At 75.0% G+C, this 23,385-nt stretch carries 28 protein-coding genes; 7 read left to right on the top strand and 21 right to left on the bottom strand.

Annotation, left to right across the window (positions count from 1 at the left end; genetic code table 11):
* Positions 1-17: 17 nt before the first annotated feature.
* Genes trpC through PSD17_RS28190 form a run of 3 tightly spaced genes read right to left on the bottom strand, consistent with a single transcriptional unit; the run spans position 18 to position 3,176 of the window.
* Positions 18-857: an indole-3-glycerol phosphate synthase TrpC gene (gene trpC / locus PSD17_RS28200; RefSeq protein WP_013674988.1), complete on the bottom strand. Its 840-nt coding sequence runs from the start codon at positions 855-857 to the stop codon at positions 18-20.
* Positions 858-906: 49 nt separating this feature from the next.
* On the bottom strand, positions 907-1,587 hold the full coding sequence (locus PSD17_RS28195; protein WP_103382716.1) for a Trp biosynthesis-associated membrane protein: 681 nt from the start codon (positions 1,585-1,587) through the stop codon (positions 907-909).
* Positions 1,584-3,176 carry an anthranilate synthase component I gene (locus tag PSD17_RS28190; protein WP_339125329.1) on the bottom strand — a complete coding sequence of 531 codons (1,593 nt, stop codon included), beginning with the start codon at positions 3,174-3,176 and terminating at the stop codon, positions 1,584-1,586. Before PSD17_RS28190 ends, PSD17_RS28195 begins: the two co-directional genes overlap by 4 nt.
* Positions 3,177-3,256: 80 nt before the next feature.
* Here PSD17_RS28190 and PSD17_RS28185 point away from each other — a divergent pair, with 80 nt between their 5' ends.
* The gene (locus PSD17_RS28185; RefSeq protein WP_103382718.1) at positions 3,257-3,868 is read left to right on the top strand and encodes a TetR/AcrR family transcriptional regulator; all 612 of its coding nucleotides are present in this window, start codon (positions 3,257-3,259) and stop codon (positions 3,866-3,868) included.
* Positions 3,869-3,897: 29 nt separating this feature from the next.
* On the opposite strand, the gene PSD17_RS28180 is transcribed toward PSD17_RS28185, so the two are convergent.
* Both PSD17_RS28180 and PSD17_RS28175 read right to left on the bottom strand, forming a co-directional pair.
* Positions 3,898-4,572 (bottom strand): response regulator transcription factor, encoded by a 675-nt coding sequence (locus PSD17_RS28180; protein ID WP_013674984.1) that lies wholly within the window; start codon positions 4,570-4,572, stop codon positions 3,898-3,900.
* Positions 4,569-5,828, bottom strand: coding sequence for a sensor histidine kinase (locus PSD17_RS28175; protein WP_339125324.1), 1,260 nt, complete (start codon positions 5,826-5,828; stop codon positions 4,569-4,571). The genes PSD17_RS28180 and PSD17_RS28175 overlap by 4 nt, the downstream gene beginning before the upstream one ends.
* Before the next feature lie 107 nt (positions 5,829-5,935).
* On the opposite strand from PSD17_RS28175, the gene PSD17_RS28170 reads away from it, so the two are divergent.
* Together PSD17_RS28170 and PSD17_RS28165 are read left to right on the top strand one after the other, a co-directional pair.
* A complete protein-coding gene (locus PSD17_RS28170; protein ID WP_339125322.1) occupies positions 5,936-6,850 on the top strand; it encodes a hypothetical protein in 915 nt (304 codons plus the stop codon).
* A 109-nt stretch (positions 6,851-6,959) separates the two neighbouring features.
* Positions 6,960-7,838 (top strand): oxygenase MpaB family protein, encoded by an 879-nt coding sequence (locus PSD17_RS28165; protein ID WP_013674981.1) that lies wholly within the window; start codon positions 6,960-6,962, stop codon positions 7,836-7,838.
* Positions 7,839-7,850: 12 nt separating this feature from the next.
* Here the strand turns inward: PSD17_RS28165 and hisI are convergent, their stop codons facing one another.
* The 12 genes from hisI to nadA all read right to left on the bottom strand — a co-directional run bounded on the left by hisI (position 7,851) and on the right by nadA (position 19,295).
* The gene (gene hisI / locus PSD17_RS28160; protein WP_339125320.1) at positions 7,851-8,204 is read right to left on the bottom strand and encodes a phosphoribosyl-AMP cyclohydrolase; all 354 of its coding nucleotides are present in this window, start codon (positions 8,202-8,204) and stop codon (positions 7,851-7,853) included.
* On the bottom strand, positions 8,201-8,971 hold the full coding sequence (gene hisF, locus PSD17_RS28155) for an imidazole glycerol phosphate synthase subunit HisF (RefSeq protein ID WP_103382722.1): 771 nt from the start codon (positions 8,969-8,971) through the stop codon (positions 8,201-8,203). Before hisF ends, hisI begins: the two co-directional genes overlap by 4 nt.
* Positions 8,971-9,738, bottom strand: a complete 768-nt coding sequence (gene priA / locus PSD17_RS28150) for a bifunctional 1-(5-phosphoribosyl)-5-((5-phosphoribosylamino)methylideneamino)imidazole-4-carboxamide isomerase/phosphoribosylanthranilate isomerase PriA (RefSeq protein WP_013674978.1) — start codon at positions 9,736-9,738, stop codon at positions 8,971-8,973. The genes hisF and priA overlap by 1 nt, the downstream gene beginning before the upstream one ends.
* A 49-nt stretch (positions 9,739-9,787) precedes the next feature.
* Positions 9,788-10,822, bottom strand: coding sequence for a uroporphyrinogen decarboxylase family protein (locus PSD17_RS28145; protein ID WP_103382723.1), 1,035 nt, complete (start codon positions 10,820-10,822; stop codon positions 9,788-9,790).
* An 18-nt stretch (positions 10,823-10,840) separates the two neighbouring features.
* Complete coding sequence (locus PSD17_RS28140; RefSeq protein ID WP_132975449.1) at positions 10,841-11,200, bottom strand: hypothetical protein; 360 nt, start codon at positions 11,198-11,200, stop codon at positions 10,841-10,843.
* Positions 11,201-11,205: 5 nt separating this feature from the next.
* On the bottom strand, positions 11,206-11,841 hold the full coding sequence (gene hisH, locus PSD17_RS28135) for an imidazole glycerol phosphate synthase subunit HisH (protein WP_339125316.1): 636 nt from the start codon (positions 11,839-11,841) through the stop codon (positions 11,206-11,208).
* A gap of 665 nt (positions 11,842-12,506) precedes the next feature.
* Positions 12,507-13,109 carry an imidazoleglycerol-phosphate dehydratase HisB gene (gene hisB, locus PSD17_RS28130; protein WP_339125315.1) on the bottom strand — a complete coding sequence of 201 codons (603 nt, stop codon included), beginning with the start codon at positions 13,107-13,109 and terminating at the stop codon, positions 12,507-12,509.
* A complete protein-coding gene (locus PSD17_RS28125; RefSeq protein ID WP_339125313.1) occupies positions 13,106-14,245 on the bottom strand; it encodes a histidinol-phosphate transaminase in 1,140 nt (379 codons plus the stop codon). The genes hisB and PSD17_RS28125 overlap by 4 nt, the downstream gene beginning before the upstream one ends.
* A complete protein-coding gene (gene hisD / locus PSD17_RS28120) occupies positions 14,242-15,561 on the bottom strand; it encodes a histidinol dehydrogenase (RefSeq protein WP_041761231.1) in 1,320 nt (439 codons plus the stop codon). The genes PSD17_RS28125 and hisD overlap by 4 nt, the downstream gene beginning before the upstream one ends.
* A gap of 178 nt (positions 15,562-15,739) precedes the next feature.
* Positions 15,740-16,633: a carboxylating nicotinate-nucleotide diphosphorylase gene (nadC, locus tag PSD17_RS28115; protein ID WP_339125311.1), complete on the bottom strand. Its 894-nt coding sequence runs from the start codon at positions 16,631-16,633 to the stop codon at positions 15,740-15,742.
* On the bottom strand, positions 16,630-18,303 hold the full coding sequence (locus tag PSD17_RS28110; protein ID WP_339125309.1) for an L-aspartate oxidase: 1,674 nt from the start codon (positions 18,301-18,303) through the stop codon (positions 16,630-16,632). The genes nadC and PSD17_RS28110 overlap by 4 nt, the downstream gene beginning before the upstream one ends.
* Positions 18,300-19,295: a quinolinate synthase NadA gene (gene nadA, locus PSD17_RS28105; protein ID WP_339125307.1), complete on the bottom strand. Its 996-nt coding sequence runs from the start codon at positions 19,293-19,295 to the stop codon at positions 18,300-18,302. Before nadA ends, PSD17_RS28110 begins: the two co-directional genes overlap by 4 nt.
* Between nadA and PSD17_RS35485 the strand changes: the two genes are divergently transcribed.
* The 4 genes from PSD17_RS35485 (at position 19,264) to PSD17_RS28090 (ending at position 21,039) form a co-directional block, all read left to right on the top strand.
* Positions 19,264-19,380, top strand: a complete 117-nt coding sequence (locus PSD17_RS35485; protein WP_379652881.1) for a hypothetical protein — start codon at positions 19,264-19,266, stop codon at positions 19,378-19,380. The two genes, nadA and PSD17_RS35485, sit on opposite strands and share 32 nt — an antisense overlap.
* A gap of 89 nt (positions 19,381-19,469) precedes the next feature.
* Positions 19,470-20,180: an NUDIX hydrolase gene (locus PSD17_RS28100; protein ID WP_013674968.1), complete on the top strand. Its 711-nt coding sequence runs from the start codon at positions 19,470-19,472 to the stop codon at positions 20,178-20,180.
* 4 nt (positions 20,181-20,184) lie between these two features.
* Entirely contained in the window at positions 20,185-20,859 is a 675-nt protein-coding gene (locus PSD17_RS28095; RefSeq protein WP_041759667.1) for an LON peptidase substrate-binding domain-containing protein, read from the top strand.
* A gap of 45 nt (positions 20,860-20,904) precedes the next feature.
* A complete protein-coding gene (locus tag PSD17_RS28090) occupies positions 20,905-21,039 on the top strand; it encodes a hypothetical protein (RefSeq protein ID WP_267939123.1) in 135 nt (44 codons plus the stop codon).
* Positions 21,040-21,075: 36 nt separating this feature from the next.
* On the opposite strand, the gene PSD17_RS28085 is transcribed toward PSD17_RS28090, so the two are convergent.
* The 4 genes from PSD17_RS28085 to bioD all read right to left on the bottom strand — a co-directional run.
* Positions 21,076-21,615 carry a type II toxin-antitoxin system PemK/MazF family toxin gene (locus tag PSD17_RS28085; RefSeq protein ID WP_086002805.1) on the bottom strand — a complete coding sequence of 180 codons (540 nt, stop codon included), beginning with the start codon at positions 21,613-21,615 and terminating at the stop codon, positions 21,076-21,078.
* A gap of 88 nt (positions 21,616-21,703) precedes the next feature.
* On the bottom strand, positions 21,704-21,922 hold the full coding sequence (gene bsaP, locus PSD17_RS28080; protein WP_013674964.1) for a biotin synthase auxiliary protein BsaP: 219 nt from the start codon (positions 21,920-21,922) through the stop codon (positions 21,704-21,706).
* Entirely contained in the window at positions 21,919-22,980 is a 1,062-nt protein-coding gene (gene bioB, locus PSD17_RS28075) for a biotin synthase BioB (protein ID WP_049803406.1), read from the bottom strand. The genes bsaP and bioB overlap by 4 nt, the downstream gene beginning before the upstream one ends.
* Positions 22,959-23,385: ATP-dependent dethiobiotin synthetase BioD (gene bioD, locus PSD17_RS28070; protein ID WP_339125297.1), on the bottom strand; the 427-nt coding region annotated here is incomplete at its 5' end. The genes bioB and bioD, both read right to left, overlap by 22 nt.

The raw sequence follows: 23,385 nt of genomic DNA, 5'->3' as shown, positions 1-23,385 counted from the left end.
CCGGCCGGTGTCCCGGCTCAGCGCACCATCCGTGAACACGACGGGTGGAAGCCCGCCGCCACCAGACCACGTACGGCGCCCTCGGGGTCGCCGCTGGTCACCAGACCCTCGCCGACGAGCACCGCATCGGCGCCCCACCCGGCGTAGGTGAGCAGGTCGCCCGGCCCGCGCACGCCCGACTCGGCGACGCGCAGCACGTTGTTGGGCAGGCCCGGCGCGATCCGCCCGAAGATCCCGCGGTCGACCTCGAGCGTGTGCAGGTTGCGGGCGTTGACGCCGATCAGCGTCGCGCCGGCCTCGAGCGCCCGGTCGGCCTCCTCCTCGGTGTGCACCTCGACCAGCGCCGTCATCCCGAGGGACTCGACCCGGTCGAGCAGCGACGCCAGGACGTTCTGCTCCAGCGCCGCGACGATCAGCAGGACCAGGTCCGCGCCGTGCGCCCGCGCCTCGTGCACCTGGTAGGGGCTGACGACGAAGTCCTTGCGCAGGATCGGGATGTCGACGGCCGCGCGGACCGCGTCGAGGTCGGCCAGCGAGCCGCCGAAGCGGCGCTGCTCGGTGAGCACGCTGATCACCCGCGCACCACCGATCTCGTAGCGCCGCGCGAGGTCCGCCGGATCACCGATCGAGGCGAGGTCGCCCTTCGACGGGCTGCGGCGCTTGACCTCGGCGATCACCCCGACGCCGGGGGCGTTCAGGGCGGCCATCACGTCGCGCGCCGGCGGTGCCTCGGCGGCACGTCGCTTGATCTCGGCGAAGTCGACGGCGGCCTCACGGACGGCGAGATCCTCGCGGACACCGGCGACGATCGATTCGAGGACGGTGGGTCCGGAGGTCTGCTTCGTGCGCTCGCCCATGGGGCTGTCTCCCCTTTCGGGTTCGGGCCTTCCAGGCGTCGGAACCATGCTAGTCAGCGCGCTCACCGCCCCCGCGACCAGGCCCGTCACGGGGCTCCGGGGCGCGGTCGACGCGGTCGACGCGGTCGACGCGGTCGAGGGTCGGGTCCCGGCCCGCGTCGAGCTCCTCCCACGCGGTCCGGTCGGGATCGGCGGAACGCTTCGCGCCGGACGGGTCCGCGGTCGCGTAGCGCGCGCCCATCCGCGGCATCCCCTGCTCGCGCAGCGTCAGCAGCAGCCCCGCGACGACGACGAGCACCGCCCCCACCAGGGCGAACACCGGCGCCGCGGTCGCCGTCACAGCCCCGGACGCGCCCGGCGCGGCGGTCGTCCCGGCGAGGACGGCGAGCCGGGCGGCGTCGGGCGGGGACGTCCATGCCGCCACCACGGTCCAGACCGTCACGAGCGCGACCAGCACCAGCAGCACGCCCAGCACCCGGCGCGCGAGGCCGGAGACCGCGACGGCCGCCGCGATGCCGGCGAGGGCGAGGACGGCCAGCGCGGTCGGCACCGGGAGCACCTCTGCGCCGGACACGGCGACGTCGGTGCTGCCGCGCGGGGTCGGCACCGTCGCGGAGAACCACGTCAGCCGGCTCGACGCCCACGCCGCGAGCGCGCCCACCAGCAGCGCGGCCGCGACAACCGCGAGGCGTCGCCGCCCCGCGCGCACCGCTGCGGCGGCCACCGTCACGACGGCCGGGCCTCCCCCGCACCCGCGGCACCCGCGACGATGGCATCGGGTGGGCTCAGGGTCGCGGCCGTGGCGACCGCGGACAGCACCGCGCGCGCCTTGTTCAGGCACTCGGTGTCCTCCGCGACCGGGTCGGAGTCGGCGACGATCCCGCCCCCGGCCTGCACGAACGCCCTTCCGTCGCGCACGACGGCGGTGCGGATCGCGATGGCGGTGTCGGCGTCGCCCGCGAAGTCGAGGTAGCCGATGATGCCGCCGTAGAGGCCGCGGCGCGTCGGCTCGAGCTGCTCGATGATCTGCATCGCGCGCACCTTCGGCGCGCCGGAGAGCGTGCCCGCGGGGAAGCACGCGGTGACCGCGTCGAAGGCGTTGCGGTCGGCGCGCAGGGTGCCGGTCACCGTCGACACCAGGTGCATGACGTGGCTGTAGCGCTCGACGGAGAAGAAGTTGTGCACCTTCACCGTGCCGGGCTCGCAGACGCGGCCGAGGTCGTTGCGGCCGAGGTCGACGAGCATGACGTGCTCGGCACGCTCCTTCTCGTCGGCGCGCAGGTCCTTCTCCAGCAGCGCGTCCTCCTCCTCGGTCGCGCCGCGCCAGCGGGTGCCGGCGATCGGGTGGGTGGTGGCGCGGCCGTCGCGGACCGTCACCAGCGCCTCGGGGCTGGAGCCGACGATCGCGAACGGCGAGCCGCCGGAGGCGTCGTCGAGGTGCAGCAGGTACATGTACGGGCTGGGGTTGGTCGCCCGCAGCACGCGGTACACGTCGAGCGGATCGGACGTGCAGTCCATCTCGAACCGCTGGGAGACGACGATCTGGAACGCCTCGCCCGCCCGGATCTGTTCCTTGGCGACCTCGACGGCCGCGCAGTGCTCCTCCTGGGAGCGACGGCGCAGGAACACCGGCTCGGCGGGCCGGTAGGCCCCGACCGTCGACGGCGCCGGCACGGCGAGCTCGGCGGTCATCCGGTCCAGCCGGGCGACGGCGTCCTCGTAGGCGGCGTCGACGCGCTCGTCGGAGCCGTCCCAGTTGATCGCGTTGGCGATCAGCGTGACCGTGCCCTCGTGGTGGTCGACCGCCGCGAGGTCGGTGGCCAGCAGCATGACCATCTCGGGCAGCCGCAGGTCGTCGACGGTGGTCGGGTCGTCGCCGATGCGTTCGAGGCGGCGCACGACGTCGTAGCCCAGGTACCCGACCATCCCGCCGGTCAGCGGCGGCAGCCCGGGCAGGGCCTCGCTGTGCAGCTCCTCGACGACGGTGCGCAGCGCGGCCAGCGGATCGCCCTCGGTGGGCATCCCGGCGGGCACGTCGCCGGTCCAGTGCAGCCTGCCGTCGACGACGGTGAGCGCCGCCGCACTGCGCGCCCCGACGAACGAGAACCGCGACCAGGAGCGCCCGTTCTCCGCCGACTCGAGCAGGAACGTGCCCGGTCGCGAGCCCGCGAGCTTGCGGTAGACCCCGACGGGGGTCTCGTCGTCGGCGAGCAGCCTGCGGGCGACCGGGATGACCCGGTGCCCCGCGGCGAGCGCGCGGAACTCCTCGCGGGTGGGTGTGACCGAGCCGAGGGGCGGGGCGTCGGTGGCGGTCGGCATCCGGCCATTGTCTCAGGCCGGGTCCGATGTCGGAGCGCGCCGGGTGGGCCGCGGGAGGAGCGGGCGGGGAAGATGGCGATGTGGCCGAGCCGATCGCCTCCGAGAGCCCCCGCAGGCGCGGGCGTCGACGCGCGGGCGCGGACACCCGCGGCGCCCTGCTCGACGCCGCACGCGCCGAGTTCGGCGAGCGCGGGTTCGACGGTGCGACGGTGCGCCGCATCGCCGAGCGCGCGGGCGTCGACGCGGCGATGGTCAACCACTGGTTCGGCGGCAAGGAGCAGCTGTTCGTCGCGGCACTCGACTTCCCGATCGACATCGCGACGATCCTCGACCGCGTGCTGCCGGGGCCGCCCGAGGAGCTCGGGGCGCGGATCATCCGGACCTTCCTGGGGGTGTGGGACGCGACCGGCGGGGCCCCGCTGGGGACGCTGATCCGCAGCGTCGCCTCGCACGAGACCGCGGCCGGGATGATGCGCGAGTTCGTCGGGACCGCGCTCGCCCAGCGCCTCGTGCGGCCGGTCGCGCCGGACCGCCACGAGCTGCGGGCGGCGTTGTGCGGCTCGCAGATCATCGGGCTGGGCATGATCCGCTACGTGCTCCGGCTGGAGCCGATCGCGTCGGCGGGTCACGACGAGGTCGTCTCCGCGACCGCTCCGACCCTGCAGCGCTACCTCACCGGCCCGCTCGACTGACCGCCCGGCCGACCACGAGGGCCGGCCGCTCACGGCAGGGGGCGCCGGGGGTCGACGAAGCCCGACTCGAACGCCGCCACGACCGCCTGGGTCCGGTCGCGCACACCGAGCTTGGCGAGCACGTTGCCGACGTGGGTCTTCACCGTCTCGACGCCGAGGACCAGCTCGGCGGCGATCTCGGCGTTGGACAAGCCGCGGGCCATGCCGCGCAACACCTCCGACTCGCGGTCGGTGAGTCCGCGGCCCGCGAGCCGGTCGCCGGTGTCCGGTCCGACGGCGGCGACCAGCTCCCGGACGGCGGCAGGGAACAGCAGCGACTCCCCCGACGCGACGGTGCGCACCGCCGAGACGATGTCGGCCGGCCGGGCCCGCTTGAGCAGGAAGCCCGTCGCCCCGGCGCGCAGCGCCTCGTAGACGTGGCCGTCGTTGCCGAACGTCGTCAGCACGAGCACGCGCGGCGGGTCGGGGCGGGCGAGCAGCGCGCGGGTCGCGGTGATCCCGTCGACGGTGGGCATCCGGACGTCCATCAGCACGACGGCGGGCCGCAGCCGGGCGACGAGGCCCGGCACCTCGGCGCCGTCGGCGGCCTCACCCAGCACGCGGATCCCGGGCTCGGAGTCGAGGATCGCGCGCAGGCCGGTCCGGACGAGCTCCTCGTCGTCGACGAGCAGGACGCCGATGGTCGTACCGCCGGTCGCGGTCACGGACCCGATCCTGACGCACCCGACCACGGCAGGCGGGCCGCGACGCGCCAGGCGTCGCCCTCGCGTCCGGCGGCGAGCTCGCCGCGCAGCACCCGCACCCGCTCCGCCATCCCGGCGACGCCGCGCCCACCGCTCGTGCGCTCGACGGTCGACCCCTTGTGCCCCAACGGGTTCTCGACGTCGACGGCCAGCAGCCCGGCGCCCGCGTCGAGGCGGACCGCGACCGGGACCGGCCCGGCGTGGCGTAGCGCGTTGGTGAGCGACTCCTGCACGATCCGGTAGGCCTCCCGCGACACCGCGGCCGGGACGGCGCCGAGATCGCCGCGGACGTCGAGGCGGACGTCGACGCCTGCCGTCCGGGCGCCGTCGAGCAGACCGGGGAGATCGGCCAGGTCGGCGGTGGGCGCCGTCGGCGGGCTCTCGCCCGGCCCGTCGCGCAGGATGCCCAGCACGTGGTCGAGGTCGGCCAATGCGCCGCGGCCGGCGTCGGCGATCGCGCCGAGCGCGCGGCGGGCGAACTCGGGGTCGCCGTCGAGGACGCGTGCGGCGGCCTCGGCCTGCAGCGTCGTGACGGTGAGGGCGTGCCCGACGGAGTCGTGCAGCTCGCGCGCGAGCCGGTTGCGGACGGCGAGGTCGTCGGCGACGCGCTGCGCGGCCGCGAGCTCGGCGCGCAGCCGCTCCCGGCGGTCCGGCCCCAGCACCCCGGGCGCGAGCCGGCCCAGCACGGCACCGGTCGCCGACACCGCGTGCGCGAGCAGGGCCACCAGCGCCACCCCGGCGACCGGGCACCACGCCGCGGCCGCGCCCGCCGGCAGGGGCGCGATGTCGCGCCAGGGGGCCGTGACCAGCGCGATCGCCGTCGGCACGACGACGAGCGTCACCAGCACCGTCACCGCGCCGGCGACGACGTTCAGGGCGAGCCAGCCGGCCGCGCGGCGGCGGGCGGACCAGGTGGTCGGCGTCGCGTCGCGACCGCCGGTGCCGGGGACGGCGGCGTCGAGCAGCGCGCGCGCCGCGGTGACCTCCAACGCGCGGACCCCCGGTGCGAACGCCACCGCGACGCCCGCCGCCACGGCGAGTGCCAGCAGCACCGTCCCGGAGACGACGTCGAGTCCCCCGGAGCCGATCGCGAGGGCGAAGAGCCAGCCCAGCGCCCCGTACGGCAGCGCGACCACGGCGCCGAGCAGCAGGTGCAGCGCGCGTCGCCACGTCGCCCCGTCGGTGAGCGGGGCGAACAGCAGGCGCAGCCATCCCACGTCCCGATCGTCGCAGAGCCCGCGCCGTACCCGCTCCCCCGCGCGAGGGAGCCGGTTCCACCCGCGGCGGGAGTCGCCCGGACGGCGTGGCGGCGACGGTGGAACCCATGACGACCACGACCTCCCCCGCACGGATCCGCAGCCATCCGGCCGACGGCCGTGCCCGCTCCTGGCCGCGCCCGGGCCACCGGCTGCTCGGCCTCGCCGCAATCGCGGGGACCGTGCCCTACCTCGTGCTCAAGGCGATCTGGCTGACGGGCGGCAGCGCGGGCGTGCACGATCCGACGCTGCTGCACGACGCGTCCCTGACGGTGCTCAACGTCGTGACGGTGGCGCTGGACGCGTGCGTCGTCGCCCTCGCGCTCGCCCTGACCACCCGGCGCGGGCTGCGGGCGCCCGCCGTGGCGCTGCTGCTGCCGACGTGGGTCGGCACCGGGTTCCTCGTCCCGATGGCCGTGTCGATCCTGCCCGCGACGCTGCTGTCGCTGGGGACACCGCCCGAGCCGGGCCTGCTCGCGCCGTGGGTGCAGCCGCTGGTCTACGGCGGGTTCGCCTGGCAGGGCGTGTTCCTCGTCGCCGCGCTCGCCGGGTACGCCCGTCAGCGCTGGGGGGCGCAGCTGCGCCATCCCGTCCGGCGGGCGGCGGCCGTCGAGCCGGTGCTGCGCGTCGTCGCCGGCGGCGCCGCGGTGACCGCCCTGGTCAGCGCCGTGCTGCACGTCGCGACGGGGCTGGTGATCGGCGGTGGCGTCACGACCATGACCGAGAGCGTGAACGCGCTGCTCGCCGTGGCCGGGGCATGGGGGCTGGTCGCGCTGGTCCGCCGCCGCGGGCCGCGCAGGCTCGCCGTCACCGCGGCATGGACGGGGTGCGCTGCGATGTTCTCGTGGGGTCTGTGGTCGACGGTCACGACGATGGGCGCCACCGCCCTGGCCACCGGCGGGGTCCCGGCGGCGGGCCTCGCCGCGGTGACCGGGCTGCTCGCGGGCCTGTCCGGCGCGATCGCGGCACTGCTCGCGCTGTGAGTAGCCCGTGAACGCCATGAGCGGCCGTGCGTGGCGATGGTCGCCATGGCGACCATCGCCACTCACGACCGCCGCGCGCCGGGCACGGTGCCGTGCGCATCATGGAGGCATGGGAGTCGCAGGCCTGCGGGCACGGATCGCGGCCGGGCTGTTCGAGAAGGTCGCCGGGGCCGAGGGCGCGGGGCGCCGCGAACGCATCCACGCCACCCCCGGACCGCGCTGGTTCGCCACGGACCGGCCCATCCGCGCCGTCCACGGCGACGCGGCGATGTTCGTCGGCGGGCTGCGAGCGCTGCTGCTGCAGTCGTTGCACCCCTTGGCGATGGCGGGCGTCGCCGGGCACTCCGGGTTCCGTGGTGACCCATGGGGCCGGTTGGCGCGGACCAGCTACTTCATCGCCTCCACGACGTTCGGCCCCGCCGAGCTGGCCGAGGAGACGATCGCCCGCATCCGGTCGGTGCACGAGCGCGTCCGCGGCACCGCGCCCGACGGGCGCCCGTACGCCGCGTCGGACCCGCACCTGCTGGAATGGGTGCACATCGCCGAGATCGACAGCTTCCTGCGTGCCTACCAGGCCTACGGCTCGGCCCGGCTCGACGCGACGGGGCGCGACGCCTACGTCGCCGACGCCGCCGTCGTCGCCCGCGCGCTCGGGGTCGTCGACCCACCGGAGACCGAGGCCGAGCTGGCCGCGCGGATCGAGGCGTTCCGGCCCGAGCTCGACGGCTCGCCCGCGGCCCGCGACACCGCGCACTTCCTGCTCCGCGAGCCCCCGCTGCCCGGCCCCGCCCGGGTCCCGTACGCGTTGCTCGGCGCCGCCGCCGTCGGACTGCTGCCACCGTGGGCCCGTTCTCCGTTGGCGCTGCCCCACCGGCCCCGGCTCGACCGCACCGTCGTCAGGCTCGGCGGCCGGGCGGTGACGTCGGGAATCCGGTGGGCGATGGCATCCGGGCCGCCCTCGCCCGCGCCCGCCGCCACCGCGCGCTGAGCAGGCCGGTTCTCAGCTCAGGAGATCGGCGTCGAAGCACGTCCGGGTGCCGGTGTGACAGGCCGGGCCCGCCTGGTCGACGACGACGAGCACCGCGTCGCCGTCGCAGTCGAGCCGCACCTCGCGGACGTGCTGGACGTGTCCGGACGTGTCGCCCTTGACCCAGTACTCCTCGCGCGAACGCGACCAGTAGGTGCCGCGGCCCGTGGTCAGGGTGCGGTGCAGGGCCTCGTCGTCCATCCACGCGACCATCAGCACCTCGCCGGTGCCGTGCGCCTGCACGACGGCACACACGAGGCCGTCGGCGTTGCGCTTGAGCCGCCCGGCGATGGCGGGGTCGAGCTCGGAGTCGAGAACGCGGGTCATCGCACTTCCACCGCCCCGGCCCGCAGGCCGTTCTTCACCTCGGAGATGCGCAGCGTCCCGAAGTGGAAGACGCTCGCCGCGAGCACCGCGTCGGCACCCGCGCGCACGGCGGGCAGGAAGTCGTCGACCTTGCCCGCGCCGCCGCTGGCGATCACCGGGACGTCGACGACCTTGCGGACCTGCTCGATCATCTCGATGTCGAACCCGGCGCGGGTGCCGTCGGCGTCCATGGAGTTGAGCAGGATCTCCCCGACGCCCAGTTCCTGGCCCCGCGCCGCCCACTCGACGGCGTCGATCCCGGTGCCGCGCCGCCCCCCGTGCGTCGTCACCTCGTAGCCCGAGGCGGTCGGCGGCCCGTCCTGGACGCGCCGGGCGTCGACCGACAGCACGATGCACTGCGACCCGAACCGGCGCGCACACTCGCCCAGCAGCTCCGGCCGGGCGATGGCGGCGGTGTTGATGCTGACCTTGTCCGCACCGGCGCGCAGCAGCGTGTCGATGTCCTCGGGGGTGCGGACCCCGCCGCCCACGGTGAGCGGGATGAAGACCTGTTCGGCGGTGCGGCGCACCACGTCGAGCATCGTGGCGCGCTCCCCCGACGACGCCGTGACGTCGAGGAACGTCAGCTCGTCGGCACCCTCGGCGTCGTAGACGGCGGCCATCTCGACGGGGTCGCCCGCGTCGCGCAGGTCGGCGAAGTTGACGCCCTTGACGACCCGGCCGGCGTCGACGTCGAGGCAGGGGATGACCCGGACGGCGACGCCCATCAGCCCGCCGCCCGACCCTGCGCGCGCACGGCGGCGACGGCGGCCAGCGCCTCGGGCAGGGTGAACCGGCCCGCGTAGAGCGCCTTGCCGACGATCGAGCCCTCGATGTTCGCGCCGTCGGCCTTGGCCTGCGCGAGGGTGACGAGGTCGGACACCTCGGCGATGCCGCCCGAGGCGATCACCGGCGCCGGGGTGGCGGCGGCGACGTCGCGCAGCAGGTCGACGTTGGGGCCCTTCAACGTGCCGTCCTTGCCGACGTCGGTGACCACGTAGCGGGCGCACCCGTCGCCGTCGAGACGGGCGAGGGCCTCCCAGAGGTCGCCGCCGTCGGTGGTCCAGCCGCGCGCCGCGAGCCGGTGCTGCCCGTCCTTGATCTTGACGTCGAGCCCGACGGCGATCTTGTCGCCGTGCTTCGCGATGGCCGCGGCGCACCAGTCGGGGTTCTCGATCGCCGCGGTGCCGAGGTTGACCCGGGCGCAGCCGGTGGCCAGCGCGCGCTCGAGCGACGCATCGTCGCGGATCCCGCCCGACAGCTCCACCTTGACGTCCAGCCGGCCGACGACCCCCGCGAGCAGGTCGGCGTTGGAGCCGCGGCCGAAGGCGGCGTCGAGGTCGACGAGATGGATCCACTCGGCCCCGTCGCGCTGCCAGGCGAGCGCGGCCTCCAGCGGGTCGCCGTAACCGGTCTCGGTCCCGGCCTCGCCCTGGACGAGGCGGACGGCCTGGCCGTCGGCGACGTCGACGGCGGGCAGCAGCGTGAAGCTCACGCACTGAGCCTACCGAGGCGGCCTTCCGCAACCGCCGAACGGTCCGCGCTCAGCCCAGCTCCGCGCGCAACAACGCCGCTCCTCCCGCGAGCGAGGCCAGCTTGCCCTCGGCCGAGGCCCGCGGCAGGTACTTCATCCCGCAGTCGGTCGCGAGCACGATCCGCTCGGGTGTGGTGTGCGCGAACGCCCGGCGGCCGCGGGCGGCGACGGTCTCGGGCGACTCGACGGCCGGGTCGGACAGGTCGATGACCCCGAGGACGATCGTCTTGTCCGCGAGGTCGGCGAGCACGCCCAGGTCCAGTCCGGACTGGGCGGTCTCGATGGAGATCTGGTCGGCGGTGCACCCCGCGAGCTCCGGGAGGAACGAGTAGCCCTCGGGCCGCTCGTGGACGATCGCGGCGTAGCCGAAGCAGATGTGCACGGCCGTCGTCCCCTCGACACCGTCGAGCGCGGCATCGAGCGCGGCCAGGCCGTAGGCACGGGCGGCATCGGGGCGGGCCTGCATGTACGGCTCGTCGATCTGCACGACGTCGGCGCCCGCGGCGAAGAGGTCGCGGATCTCGGCGTTGACGGCCGCCGCGTAGCCCATCGCGGCCGCCTCGGCGTCGGGGTAGTGGTCGTTCTGGGCCTGCTGGCTCATCGTGAACGGGCCGGGAACGGTCATCTTGACGGTCCGGTCGGTCGCGGCCCGCAGGAACTGCAGGTGGCGCACCTCGATCGGGGCGGACCGGGCGATCGGCCCGACGATGCGCGGCACCGGGTTCGGGTGGCCCGTGCGGTCGATCGCCGTGCCCGGGTTGTCGACGTCGACCCCGTCGAGGGCCGTCGCGAAGTGGTTGGAGTAGCTCTCCCGGCGGATCTCGCCGTCGGTGAGGATGTCCAGACCCGCCCGCTCCTGCGCCCGGATCGCGAGCAGCGTCGCGTCGTCCTGCGCCTGGGCGAGGAACTCCGGCGCGACCCGCCACAGCTCCTTCGCACGGACCCGCGGTGGCAGTCGGCTCGACAGCTTGTCGCGGTCGATCAGCCAGTCGGGCTGGACGTAGCTGCCGACGAGCGACGTCGGCAGCAGCGGCAACGCACTCACAAGGCCTCCTGGTGACGGTCAGCGGGCAGGTTCCTCCGGGGCGGTCCCACCCTGTCCCTCGGCGCGCAGCGCCGCCCGGCCGCGGGCAGCCGCCCACGCGAGCCCCACGACGAGCCCCACGACGATCAGCAGCACCCAGCCCCACCACGGGATCCCGCCGAGCGCGCTCGCCAGCACACCGGCCAGTGCCGCGCCGACGACGCTGCCCACCGTGCTCGCCGACGACGTGCGCCGCCGGGTGGTCGTGCGGCGCCTCGGCGTCCTGCGGGTGGTCGTGCTGCGGGTTGTCGTGCTGCGGGTGCTCGTCCGCCGGGATTTCGGCGTCGAGGCGCCCGACCGGCTGCTCGTCGAGGCGGGCTTGCGCTTACGGGTCGTCACGGGTGTCAGCCGACGACGTCGCGCAGCCAGTTGGACAGCACCGCCGCGCCCGCGTCACCCGACTTCTCGGGGTGGAACTGGGTCGCGGCGAGCGCCCCGTTCTCGACGGCGGCGACGAAGTCCTCGCCGTGGTGAGCCCACGTGACCAGGGGCGGACGCAGCACGTCCGACTCCTCCAGCTCCCAGCGGCGCACGCCGAAGGAGTGGACGAAGTAGAAGCGGGTGTCGGCGGGCAGCCCGGCGAACAGCACGCTGGCCTCGGGGGCGCGGACGGTGTTCCAACCCATGTGCGGCAACACGTCGGCCTTCAACCGCTCGACGGTGCCCGGCCACTGCCCGCAGCCGTCGGTCTCCTCGCCCCACTCGACGCCACGGTCGAACAGCACCTGCATCCCGACGCAGATGCCCAGCACCGGACGGCCGCCGGCGAGCCGCCGCTCGATGATCCGCGGGCCCCCGACCGAGCGCAGCCCGGTCATGCACGCCGCGAACGCGCCCACCCCCGGCACGACGAGCCCGTCGGCCTCGACCGCCAGGTCGGCGTCGGCCGTCACCGTGACGTCGGCGCCGACACGGCGCAACGCACGCTCGGCGGAGCGCAGGTTGCCCGATCCGTAGTCCAGCACGACGATCTGCGACACCCGGCAAGGATAGACGGGCCCGGCCGCGGCCACGCACCGCGAGGCCCGCTCCGACCCCGCCCCGCCACAGGTGATCACCGAACGGGGGACGTGGGCGCCGTGGAATGCGCTCGAGTCCCGCACATGCTGATCACGAGTGCGGGGCCGGCCCGCTGGTGGCCCTCCGCCGCGCGTGCAGGTGCTGGCGTCCTCCGGCGTGCCCGTCCTTCGGTGTGGCGCTCCTCCGGCGTGGCTGTCCTCCGAGGTCGCCGTCCTCGCGCGGCCGATCCGCGAGCAGTAGCCCTCGCGCGCCGATCCTCGAGCAGCGGTCCGCGAGCAGCCGTCCTCGGGCGCCGGCTCTCCGGCCCCGGTCCAGGGCAGCGGGCTCGGGTGATTGCCACGGGGCACGGGGCGCCCGCCACCGCGCGACGGACTCGGCCGAGCGAGCGCACCCGCCCCCGGCCCCACCGAGCCACGGACACGCGCACACGCCGATCATCCGCGCGGCGACCGACGCAGCCATGAGGAAACCCGCCGTGGGCCGTCAGAGGGCGCCGCACGCAGGTCGATCGCTGAACCGGGGACATGAGCGCACGCAGCTGCGCTCATGTCCCCCGAACGCCGATCACCCGCCGTCGCCCGGGCGCGGGACACCTCAGTACCCGAGCACAGCCGGGCGGGCAGGGTCAGAGCGCGCCCTTCGTCGAGGCGATGCCGGTGATCCGGGCGTCGGGTTCGGTGGCGGCACGCAGCGCGCGCGCGACGGCCTTGAACTCCGCCTCGGTGATGTGGTGGGGGTCGCGACCGTCGAGCACCCGCACGTGCAGCGCGAGGTGCCCGTGGAAGGCCAGCGACTCGAAGACGTGCCGGTTGAGCACCGTCGGGTAGTGCCCGCCCACGACGAATCCGCGCATCATCTCCGGCTCCCCGGTGTGCACGGTGTAGGGCCGCCCCGAGACGTCGACGACGCACTGCGCCAGCGCCTCGTCCATCGGGATCCAGGAGTCGCCGAAGCGGCGGATGCCCTTCTTGTCCCCCAGTGCCTGCCGGATCGCCTGGCCCAGCACGATCGCGGTGTCCTCGACGGTGTGGTGCACGTCGATGTGGGTGTCGCCGTCGGCGTGCACGCGCAGGTCGAAGGCGCCGTGCTTGCCGAAGGCGTCGAGCATGTGGTCGAAGAACGGCACGCCGGTGTTCACGTCCGCGGTGCCGGTGCCGTCGAGGTCGATCTCGACGCTGATCTTGGTCTCCTTGGTGGCGCGTTCGATGCGCCCGACCCGTCCGGTCATCGGTCGGTCTCCAGTTCGGTCGTGGCGAGCGCCGTGGCGGCCGCGAGGAAGGCGTCGTTCTCCTCGGGGGTGCCGACGGTGACGCGCAGGTGCGCGGGGATGCCGACGTCGCGGATCAGGACGCCGCGGTCGAGGAACGCCCGCCAGGCGCGCGGCGCGTCGGCGAAGCGGCCGAAGAGCACGAAGTTGGCATCGCTGGGGACGACGGCGAAGCCCGCGGCGGCCAGCGCGGCCATGACCCGGTCGCGCTCGGCCGACAGCAGCGCGACCGAGGCGAGAGTGGCGTCGGCGTGTCTCAGCGCAGCGCGGGCGGCGGCCTGCGAGAGCACCGAGAGGTGGTAGGGCAGGCGCACGAGCTGCAGCGCGTCGACGACGGCGGGCGCGGCCGCGAGATAGCCCAGCCGGCCACCCGCGAAGGCGAACGCCTTGCTCATGGTGCGCGACACGATCAGCTTGTCGCCGTGGGTGTCGAGGAGGCGGATCGCGCTGGGGTGCGAGGAGAACTCGCCGTAGGCCTCGTCGACGACGACGATCCCGGGTGCCGCGTCGACCAGGGACGCGACCTCGTCGGGGTCGAGCGACTGGCCGGTGGGGTTGTTCGGGCTGGTCAGGAACGTGACGTCGGGGGCCCGCTCGGTCAGCACCGCGCGGGCGGCGGCGATGTCGATGCCGAACGTCGCGGTCCGGGGCGCGGGCACCCACTCGGTCTGCGTGCCCGAGGAGATGATCGGGTGCATCGAGTACGACGGTTCGAACCCGACGGCGCGCCGCCCGGGGCCGCCGAAGGCCTGCAGGATCTGCTGGAGGATCTCGTTGGAGCCGTTGGCGGCCCACACGTTGGCCGCGGTGAGCGCGACGCCCGTGCGGCGCGTGAGGTACTCGGCGAGGTCGGTGCGCAGGTCGACCGCATCGCGGTCCGGGTAGCGGTGCAGGTCGACGGCGGCGGCCGCGACCGCGCCCGTGACGTCGGAGACCAGCTCGGCGGGCGGCGGGTACGGGTTCTCGTTGGTGTTGAGCCGCACCGGCACGTCGAGCTGGGGCGCGCCGTAGGGGCTCTTGCCACGCAGGTCGGCACGCAGGGGGAGGTCGTCCAGCCGGACCTCCGCGCCCACCACGGGCTGGGACACCGCGGTCATCGGGCGAACCTGGCCGTGACGGCCTCGCCGTGGGCGGGCAGGTCCTCGGCGACGGCCAGCGTCACGACCTGGTCGGCCACGTCGCGCAGCGCGTCCTCGGTGTACTCGACGACGTGGATGCCGCGCAGGAACGTCTGCACCGACAGCCCGCCCGAGTGCCGGGCGCAGCCGCCGGTGGGCAGCACGTGGTTGGAGCCGGCGCAGTAGTCGCCCAGCGACACCGGCGACCAGGCCCCGACGAAGATCGCGCCGGCGTTGCGGACGCGGGCGGCGACCGCGCGGGCGTCGGCCGTCTGGATCTCCAGGTGCTCGGCGGCGTAGGCGTCGACGACGGCGACCGCGTCGTCGAGGTTCGCGACGAGGATCGTGCCGGACTGGGGGCCCGAGAGCGCGGTGCGGATGCGTTCGGTGTGCTTGGTGGACCCGACCATCGGGACGAGCGCGGCGTCGACGGCGTCGGCGAGCTCCTCCGACGTCGTGACCAGGACGGACGCCGCATTGGGGTCGTGCTCGGCCTGGGAGATCAGGTCCGCGGCGACGTGCACCGGGTCGGCCGTCGCGTCGGCGAGCACGGCGATCTCCGTGGTGCCGGCCTCGGCGTCGATCCCGATCAGGCCGCGCAGCAGTCGCTTCGCGGCGGTGAGGTAGATGTTGCCGGGCCCGGTGACCATGTCGACGGGCTCGAGGTCTCCCCCATCGGTGTCGGTGCCACCGTGGGCGAGCAGCGCGACGCACTGCGCGCCACCGACGGCCCACACCTCGTCGACCCCCAGCAGCGCGGCGGCGGCGAGGATCGTCGGGTGCGGGAGGCCGCCGTTGTCGGCCTGCGGCGGCGACGCGACGACGAGCGACTCGACGCCGGCCGCCTGCGCCGGCACCACGTTCATCACCACCGACGACGGGTAGACCGCGAGCCCGCCCGGCGCGTAGAGGCCGACACGGCGGACCGGTACGAACCGCTCGGTGACCGTCCCGCCCGGCACGACGTTCGTGACGACGTCGGTGCGCCGCTGCTCGGCGTGCACCGTCCGCGCGCGCTCGATCGAGGTCTCCAGCGCCGCGCGGACCGCCGGGTCGAGCGCGTCGAGCGCCGCGGCGAGCGCCTCGGCGGGCACCCGCACGCTCGCGGGGCGGACCTTGTCGAAGCGCTCGGTGTACTCCAGCGCGGCCTCGACGCCGCGGTCGCGGACCGCGTCGACGATGGGCCGGACGATCTCGAGCGCGGCGTCGACGTCGATCGCGGCCCTGGGCACGATCCCCCGCAGGACGGCGGGCCGGGGCAGGGTGTCGTGGCGCAGGTCGAGACGGCGAAGCATGGCCATCAGCGTACGGCCAGGAGGGTGCTGGAGAACTCCGGCCGTAGCGAGCGGCGTCCAGGTGGTGTCATCGCACGGCGGGCGGGTGTGGCGATACCGCTGTGGTGTCGACGCACTCGACCAACGCCGCGAGGGCGCCGCCTGGGCGTCGCGCAGTGCGCCCGAGTTCTCCAGCGCACTACTGACGCAGGTCGAGCCCGAGGTCGAGGGCCGTGACCGAGTGGGTCAGCGCCCCGACGGAGATGAAGTCGACCCCGGTCGCGGCGTAGGCCGCCGCGTCCGCCAGCACGATGCCGCCGGAGGACTCGAGCAGCGTCGGCGACGCCCCGCGCCTGCGCACGGCCTCGGCCGTCTGCGCGGGTGTGAAGTTGTCGAGCAGCACGAGTTCCGCGCCGAGGGCGAGGACGTCGTCGAGCTGGTCGAGGGAGTCGACCTCCACCTCGCAGGGCAGGTCCGGGGCGAGGGCGCGGGCAGCCGCGAGGGCCGCCGACACCGAGCCCGCGGCGGCGACGTGGTTGTCCTTGATCAGGACCGCGTCGCCGAGCCCGAGCCGGTGGTTGACCCCACCCCCGCAGCGGACGGCGTACTTCTCCAGCAGCCGCAGGCCCGGCAGCGTCTTGCGGGTGTCGCGGACGCGGGCAGGGGTGCCGGCGAGCGCGTCGACCCAGGCCCGGGTGGCCGTCGCCACCCCGGAGAGGTGGCACAGCAGGTTGAGCGCGGTGCGCTCGGCCGTCAGCAGCCCACGGACGGGGGCACGGACGACGAGCGCGGGCTCGCCCGCGGTCAACGACGCGCCGTCCTCCAGCGCCGCCATCTCCTCCCACTCACCCCCGAGCACCTCGTCCAGCACCGCCCGCGCGACCGGGAGACCGGCCAGGACTCCGGCGCGCCGCGGGGTGAACTCCCCCACTGCCACCGCGTCGGCCGGGACGGTCGCCGCAGTCGTCGCGTCGGGGCCGTAGCGCAGGTCCTCCTCCAGCGCGGTGCGGACGACGCGCAGCAGGTCGTCGCGGTCGGGAACGCCGATCTCGGTGGTGCCGCCGACGCCGGCGGCCGGCCGCCCGGCCGTCATGCCACACCCACCAGCACGCCGCCGACGGCGTCGATGCGCCGGCCGTCGCCGGCTGCGTCGATGCGCCGGCCGTCGCCGACGACCGGCCTGCCGTCGCCGTCGAGTGCGACGACGAGGCTCTCGCGCTGCCAGACGTCGTCGCGGTCGGGGAAGTCGGTGCGCACGTGGCAGCCCCTCGTCTCGCGTCGGGTGCCCGCGGCGGCCAGCACGGCCTGCCCGAGCAGGGTGAGCGCGGCGTCCTCGACGCCCGCGCGGTCGACGGGCAGGGCCCGGACGGTGGCGGACTCGATCGCGTCGGACGCCGCGGCGAGCCCGGCGGCGTCGCGGCCGATGCCGGCCGAGGCGCTCATCGCCCGCTGCACGACGCGCCGGTCGGCGACGGGTACCGCGGCCCCCCGCGCGACGGGATCGGTGAGGGCCGCCCGGGGTCCGGCGAGGTCGGCCACGACCGCGCGGACGGCGCGCCCGCCGACGACCAGACCTTCCAGCAAGCTGTTGGACGCCAAGCGGTTCGCCCCGTGCAGCCCGGTCCTCGCCACCTCACCCGCCGCGTACAGGCCGGGGACGGCGGTGCGCCCGTCGACGTCGGCGACGACACCACCGCAGGCGTAGTGCGCGGCGGGCGTCACCGGGATCAGGTCGACGCGGGGGTCGATGCCGGCGTCGCGGCAGGAGGCCGAGACCGTCGGGAAGCGGACGGCGAAGCCGTCGATCGAGGTGGCGTCGAGCCACACGCAGTCGGTGCCGGTCTGCGCCATCCGGCGGGTGATCGCGGCGGCGACGACGTCACGCGGCGCGAGGTCGGCGAGCGGGTGCACGTCGGTCATGAACCGCACGCCGGCGCGGTCGCGCAGCACCGCTCCCTCGCCGCGGACGGCCTCGGTGACCAGCGGCCGGCGCCCTACGGCCGGCCCCGTGTAGAGCACCGTGGGGTGGAACTGCACGAACTCCAGGTCGGCCGCGGTGGCCCCGGCCCGCAGGGCGAGCGCGATGCCGTCGCCGGTCACGGCCGCGGGGTTGGTCGTGGACGCGAACAGCTGGCCGTAGCCACCGGTGGCGAGCAGCACGGCGGGCGCGCGCAGCAGGCCCGGGCGGCCGTGGTCGTCGGCGACCCACAAGCCGACGACCCGCCCGGTCGCGTCGAGCGCGACGTCGAGGCCGACGTGCCCGGCCAGCAGCGGCAGCCCCGCCACTCCACGAGCGGCCGCGACGAGCGCGCGTTCGACCTCGGCACCCGTCGCGTCGCCGCCGGCGGGCACCACCCGGAAGGCGGTGTGCCCGCCCTCCCGGGTGCGCGCCAACCGACCCGGCCCCCCGGACGGGTCGGCGTCGAAGACCGCGCCACGGGCGCGGAGGTGTGCGAACGCCGCCGGACCCGCCTCGACGATCGCGGCGACGGCACGAGCGTCGTTCAGCCCCGCGCCCGCGGCCAGGGTGTCGGCGACGTGCCGGTCGGTGTCGTCGCCGGGCACGTCACCGAGCACGACGGCGATGCCGCCCTGCGCCCAGCGGGTCGACCCGGCGTCGACCTCGTCCTTGGTGACGACGACGACCCGCAGCCCGGCGGCGACCGCGTCGAGCGCGGCCGTGAGCCCCGCGACGCCGCTGCCGACGACGACGAGGTCGGCCCCCGCCTCCCAGCCCGACGACGTCCGTCCCGACGCGGTCATTCCCCACCGCCGGGGCGGCCGATGGCGATCATCCGCTGCACCGCCTCGCGCCCGCGGGCGGCGAGGTCGGGGTCGACGTGCACCTCGTCGGTGCCCTCGCGCAGCGACCGGACCAGCTTCTCCGGGGTGATCATCTTCATGTAGGGGCACGACGCGCGGTCGTTGACGGCCCGGAAGTCGACCTCCGGAGCGGCCCGCCGCAGCTGGTGCAGCATCCCGACCTCCGTCGCGACCAGCACCGACCTCGCCCCGGTCCGGCGGGCGGCGTCGAGCATGCCGCCGGTCGAGAGGATCTTGACGCGCTCGGCGGGGACCGCGCCCGCCGTCGCCAGGTAGAGCGCCGAGGTGGCGCAGCCGCACTCCGGGTGCACGAAGAGCTCGGCCTCGGGGTCGGCCTGCGCCTTGGCGGTGAGCTCGGCACCGTTGATGCCGGCGTGGACGTGGCACTCCCCCGCCCACACGTGGATGTTGTCGCGACCGGTGACCCGGCGGACGTGCGCGCCGAGGAACTGGTCGGGCAGGAAGAGGATCTCCCGGTCGGCGGGGATCGACTCGACGACCTCGACGGCGTTCGACGACGTGCAGCACACATCGGTCTCGGCCTTCACCGCGGCGGTGGTGTTCACGTAGGAGACGACGACCGCGCCGGGGTGCTCGGCCTTCCAGGCGCGCAGCTCGTCTGCCGTGATCGAGTCGGCGAGCGAGCAGCCGGCGGCCGCGTCGGGGATCAGGACCGTCTTCTCCGGAGCAAGGATCTTGGCGGTCTCGGCCATGAAGTGGACGCCGCAGAAGACGATGGTCTCCGCGTCGGCCGCGGCCGCGATCCGCGAGAGCGCCAGCGAGTCGCCCACGTGGTGGGCCACGTCCTGGATCTCGGGCAGCTGGTAGTTGTGCGCCAGGACGACCGCGTTCCGACGGCGGGCCAGCTCGTGGACCTGCTCGGCCCAGTCGGCACCCGTGATGGGCGCGTCGACGGCCTGTGTCGGGCTCATCGGTCACCTCCTCCTGTTTTCGCCTATGAATCGAAAACAAGGGGATCGTAGCAGCCGCCGTCGTCCGCCGGCACCGTCGAGGTGACCAGGGACTCACCTGCCGTTCACGCTCCGGAAACACCGGCCCACCCTGTGACGTCCCGGCCGCCGCGCCGGGCCGCATACGCTGGGCGCATGCCCGGCACGTCAGCGCTCCCCACCTGCCACGAGGTCCTCGCGGCGGTGCTGCAGGTGCGCGAGGGGCGCCTGTGCGTGCTGGCCTGGCAGCGTGCCATCGCGCCCGACGAGGGCCGGTGGGCGTTGCCCGGTGGCCGGCTGGGCGACGAGGAGGACGTCGAGGAGTCGGTGCGCCGCCAGCTCGCCGAGAAGGTCGACCTGCGCGACGTCGCGCACGTCGAGCAGCTGGGCGTCTTCTCCGCGCCGCACCGGGTCCCGGGTGCGCGCGTCGTCGCGACCGCGTTCCTCGGGCTCGTCCCCTCCGACGCCGACCCGGCCGTTCCCGGCGACACGGCCTGGCATCTCGTCGACGCGCTGCCGCCCACCGCCTTCGACCACGCCGAGATCGTCACCGACGCGCTCGACCGGCTGCGCGCCAAGCTCTCCTACACCAACATCGGGTTCGCGCTCGCCCCCGCGGAGTTCACCGTCTCGGCGCTGCGCGAGATCTACGCGGGCGCGCTGGGACACCCGGTCTCGGCGACGAACCTGCAGCGGGTACTCACCCGGCGCGGTCAGCTCGAGCCGACCGGCGCGGTCTGCCCGCCCGGTCCCGCCGGCGGGCGGCCCGCGGCGCTGTTCCGGTTCACCCGCCGCAGCCTGCGCGTCACCGACGCCTTCGCCGTGCTGCGGCCGCCAGGCGAGGGTGGACGGGCCGTCGTACCGTAGTCCGGTGCCGACGACCATTCCGCTGTTCCCGCTGGGGACGGTGCTCATGCCGGGGTCGTCACTGCCGCTGCACATCTTCGAGCCGCGCTACCGCCAGCTGACCGTCGATCTCGTGACGGGCGCGGTGCCGGGCAAGCAGTTCGGCGTCGTCGCCGTGCGGGAGGGCTGGACGCCCGACGCGGACGGCCTGGCCGGGCTGCACGGCGTCGGCTGCACCGCCGAGCTGCTCGACGTGCGACGGCTGCCCGACGGCCGCTACGACATCGTCACCCGTGGCGTGCAACGGTTCCGGCTGCTCGAGCTCGACGACGCGACCAAGCCGTACCTGATGGGCACCGTCGAGTACCTGCCCGACGACGAGCCCTCCCACGCCGAGCTGACGCCGGCGCTGTCGGCGGCCGCCCGGGCCGCGCACCGGCGCTACTGCGCGACGGCGTGGAAGAACGGCGAGTGGTCCGAGCCGGGTGGCGACGTCGACCCGCACCTGCTCCCCCACGTCCTCGCGGCCGACTGCCTGCTGCCCATCACCGACCGGCAGCGGCTGCTGGAGCAGACCTGCCCGACCGAGCGGCTGCGGCTCGTCCGGGCGCTGCTCGCGCGCGAGACCGGGCTGCTGTCCCAGTTGCGCGCCGTCCCCGCGCCGATGACGAGCTTCGCCGTCGAGCACAGTTCGAACTAGCGCCCCCCGGCGACGCGGCCCCACCCGACGTCAGGCGGACCGGGCTTGCCTGCCCAGCGGGGCGAGGGCGTCACCCCGGTCATCACCGAGCTGTCGACGGCGTGCATGCCGACCACCGTCGCCACCGGGAACCGGTCGACCTCGCTGACCGCCGGGAGCAGCACCGCGTCGGTGCCCTGACGGACGCGGCCCGGACCCTGAGCGGGTGGCCGGGTGTCAGTGCCAGCCGTAGCGCGACCGCAGCTCGTCGGCGACGCGGTCGAACCGGTCGCGGTCGAGGATCGCGCCCTCGCGGCGGATGTCGTGCTCGCCGACCTCCAGCACCCGGTCGAGCCGGACGAAGGAGTCGCGCCCCTCGCGGTCCCATGCGCCGGTGCCGATCGACACCCAGCCCGGCTCCCCGTCGCGTTTGTGCTGGCTGGAGAGCATGAGCCCCAGCAGCGCTCCGCCGCCCCGGCCGACGACGAGCAGCGGCCGGTCCTTGCCCTGGCTCGCGTCCTCCTCGAACGGCACCCAGGCCCAGACGATCTCGCCGGGATCCGCGGCACCGTCGAGGTCGGGGGCGTAGGCGATCGTGCGGGCGCGCTCGGCCGTCGGGGCGGTGCGGACGCCGCCGTGTCCCTGCGGGCGCCGGACGGGCTCTCGCGAGGCGGGCGCCGGGGCGGGCCCCGGGCGGGTCTGCTGCTGGTTCGAGCTGCTCAGCAGCTTCAGCCCGACGTCGACGACCTGCTTGAGCAGGTTCCCCCAGTTCGCCATGCGCGACAGCATGTCAGGCTGGCCCGCCCGGTTCTCGCAACCCCTGTGCGTGGCAATGGTCGCCATGGCGACCGTTGCCACGCACGACTCAGGAGTGCGTCTCGCCGTGGCGGCTGCAGCGGGCGGTCCAGCCGAAGGGGTCGACCTGCACGACCATCCGCCGCGCACACTGCGGGCAGAAGCGCGGCGGCTCCAGGGTGCGGCGGGCGGCGCAGCGCTCGTGGCCGGGCTCGGCGGCCGGGGCGCCGCACTGGTCGCAGAACTGGGCCGCGCCGTCGGCCGCAGGCTCCTGCACGGGCGCTGTCACAGGGTCTCGTTCAGTGCCTTGATCGGCATCTGCAGCTCGCCGAGCAGGTCGATGTCGGCCTCGGCGGGGCGTCCGAGCGTCGTCAGGTAGTTGCCGACGATGACGGCGTTGATCCCGCCGAGCAGGCCCTGGCGCGCGCCGAGGTCGCCCAGGGTGATCTCACGGCCACCCGCGAACCGCAGCACCGTGCGCGGCATGGCGAGCCGGTAGGCGGCGACGGTGCGCAGCGCGTCGGGGCCAGACATCTGCTCCAGGTCGCCGAACGGCGTGCCCGGCCGGGGGTTGAGGAAGTTCAGCGGCACCTCGTCGGGGGTGAGCTCGGCGAGCTGCGCGGCGAACTCCGCACGCTGCTCCAGCGTCTCGCCCATCCCGACGATCCCGCCGCAGCACACCTCCATCCCGGCCTCGCGGACCAGGCGCAGGGTCTCCCAGCGCTCCTCCCACGTGTGCGTCGTCACGACGTTCGGGAAGTACGACCGGGCTGTCTCGAGGTTGTGGTTGTAGCGGTGCACGCCCATCTCGGCGAGCCGGGTCACCTGGTCCGGGGTGAGCATGCCCAGCGAGCAGGCGACGTTGATGTCGACGGCGTCCTTGATCGCGGCGACGCCCGCGGCGACCTGGCCCATCAGCCGCTCATCGGGCCCGCGGACGGCGGCGACGATGCAGAACTCCGTGGCGCCGGTCTTCGCGGTCTGCTTCGCGGCCTCGACCAGCATGGGGACGTCGAGCCAGGCCGAGCGCACCGGCGAGGCGAACAGCCCCGACTGGGAGCAGAAGTGGCAGTCCTCGGGGCAGCCGCCCGTCTTCAGCGAGATGATGCCCTCGACCTCGACCTCGGGGCCGCACCAGCGCATCCGGACGTCGTGGGCCAGCGCGAGGAGGTCGTCGAGCGACTCGTCGGGCAGCTGCAGGACCTCGAGCACCTGCTCCCGGGTCAGTCCTTCGCCCCGCTCCAGCACCTGCTCCCGGGCCACGGCCAGGATGTCGCTGCGACCCGGGTCGCCGGGACGGTCGGACAACGTCGTCGTCGAGATGCTCACGGTTCCGGAGTGTGCCATTCCCCGCCCAGCCGGGGCCCCAGACTGTGACGGGCGACCGGTGCGAAAGCCTGGGCGTCGAGCGCGCCCGCGCCCTCCGGCAGCGCCCCGACCAGGGGAACTCCGGTGACCTCGGGGAGATCGGCCAGGTTGCAGGTCGTCGCCAGATCGGGCGCGGCCGGCATCGACCCGACGACGATCCCCGCGCACGCCACCCCGGCGGCCCGCAGCGCACGGGTCGTCAGCTCGGTGTGGTTGAGGGTCCCGAGCCCCGCGGCGGCGACGACGAGCACCGCCGCACCGAGGCCGGCGGCGACGTCGACGAGGGTGCCCTCGGGGGTGAACCGCACGAGCAGCCCGCCGGCACCCTCGACGAGGACGAGGTCGTGGTCGCGCTCCAGCTCGCGGGCGGCCGCGACCGCGGCG

It is taken from the genome of Pseudonocardia sp. D17 (genome assembly GCF_036984265.1).
GTDB classification, from domain to species: Bacteria; Actinomycetota; Actinomycetes; order Mycobacteriales; family Pseudonocardiaceae; genus Pseudonocardia; species Pseudonocardia benzenivorans.
This window is presented reverse-complemented; position numbering and strand designations above follow the sequence as displayed.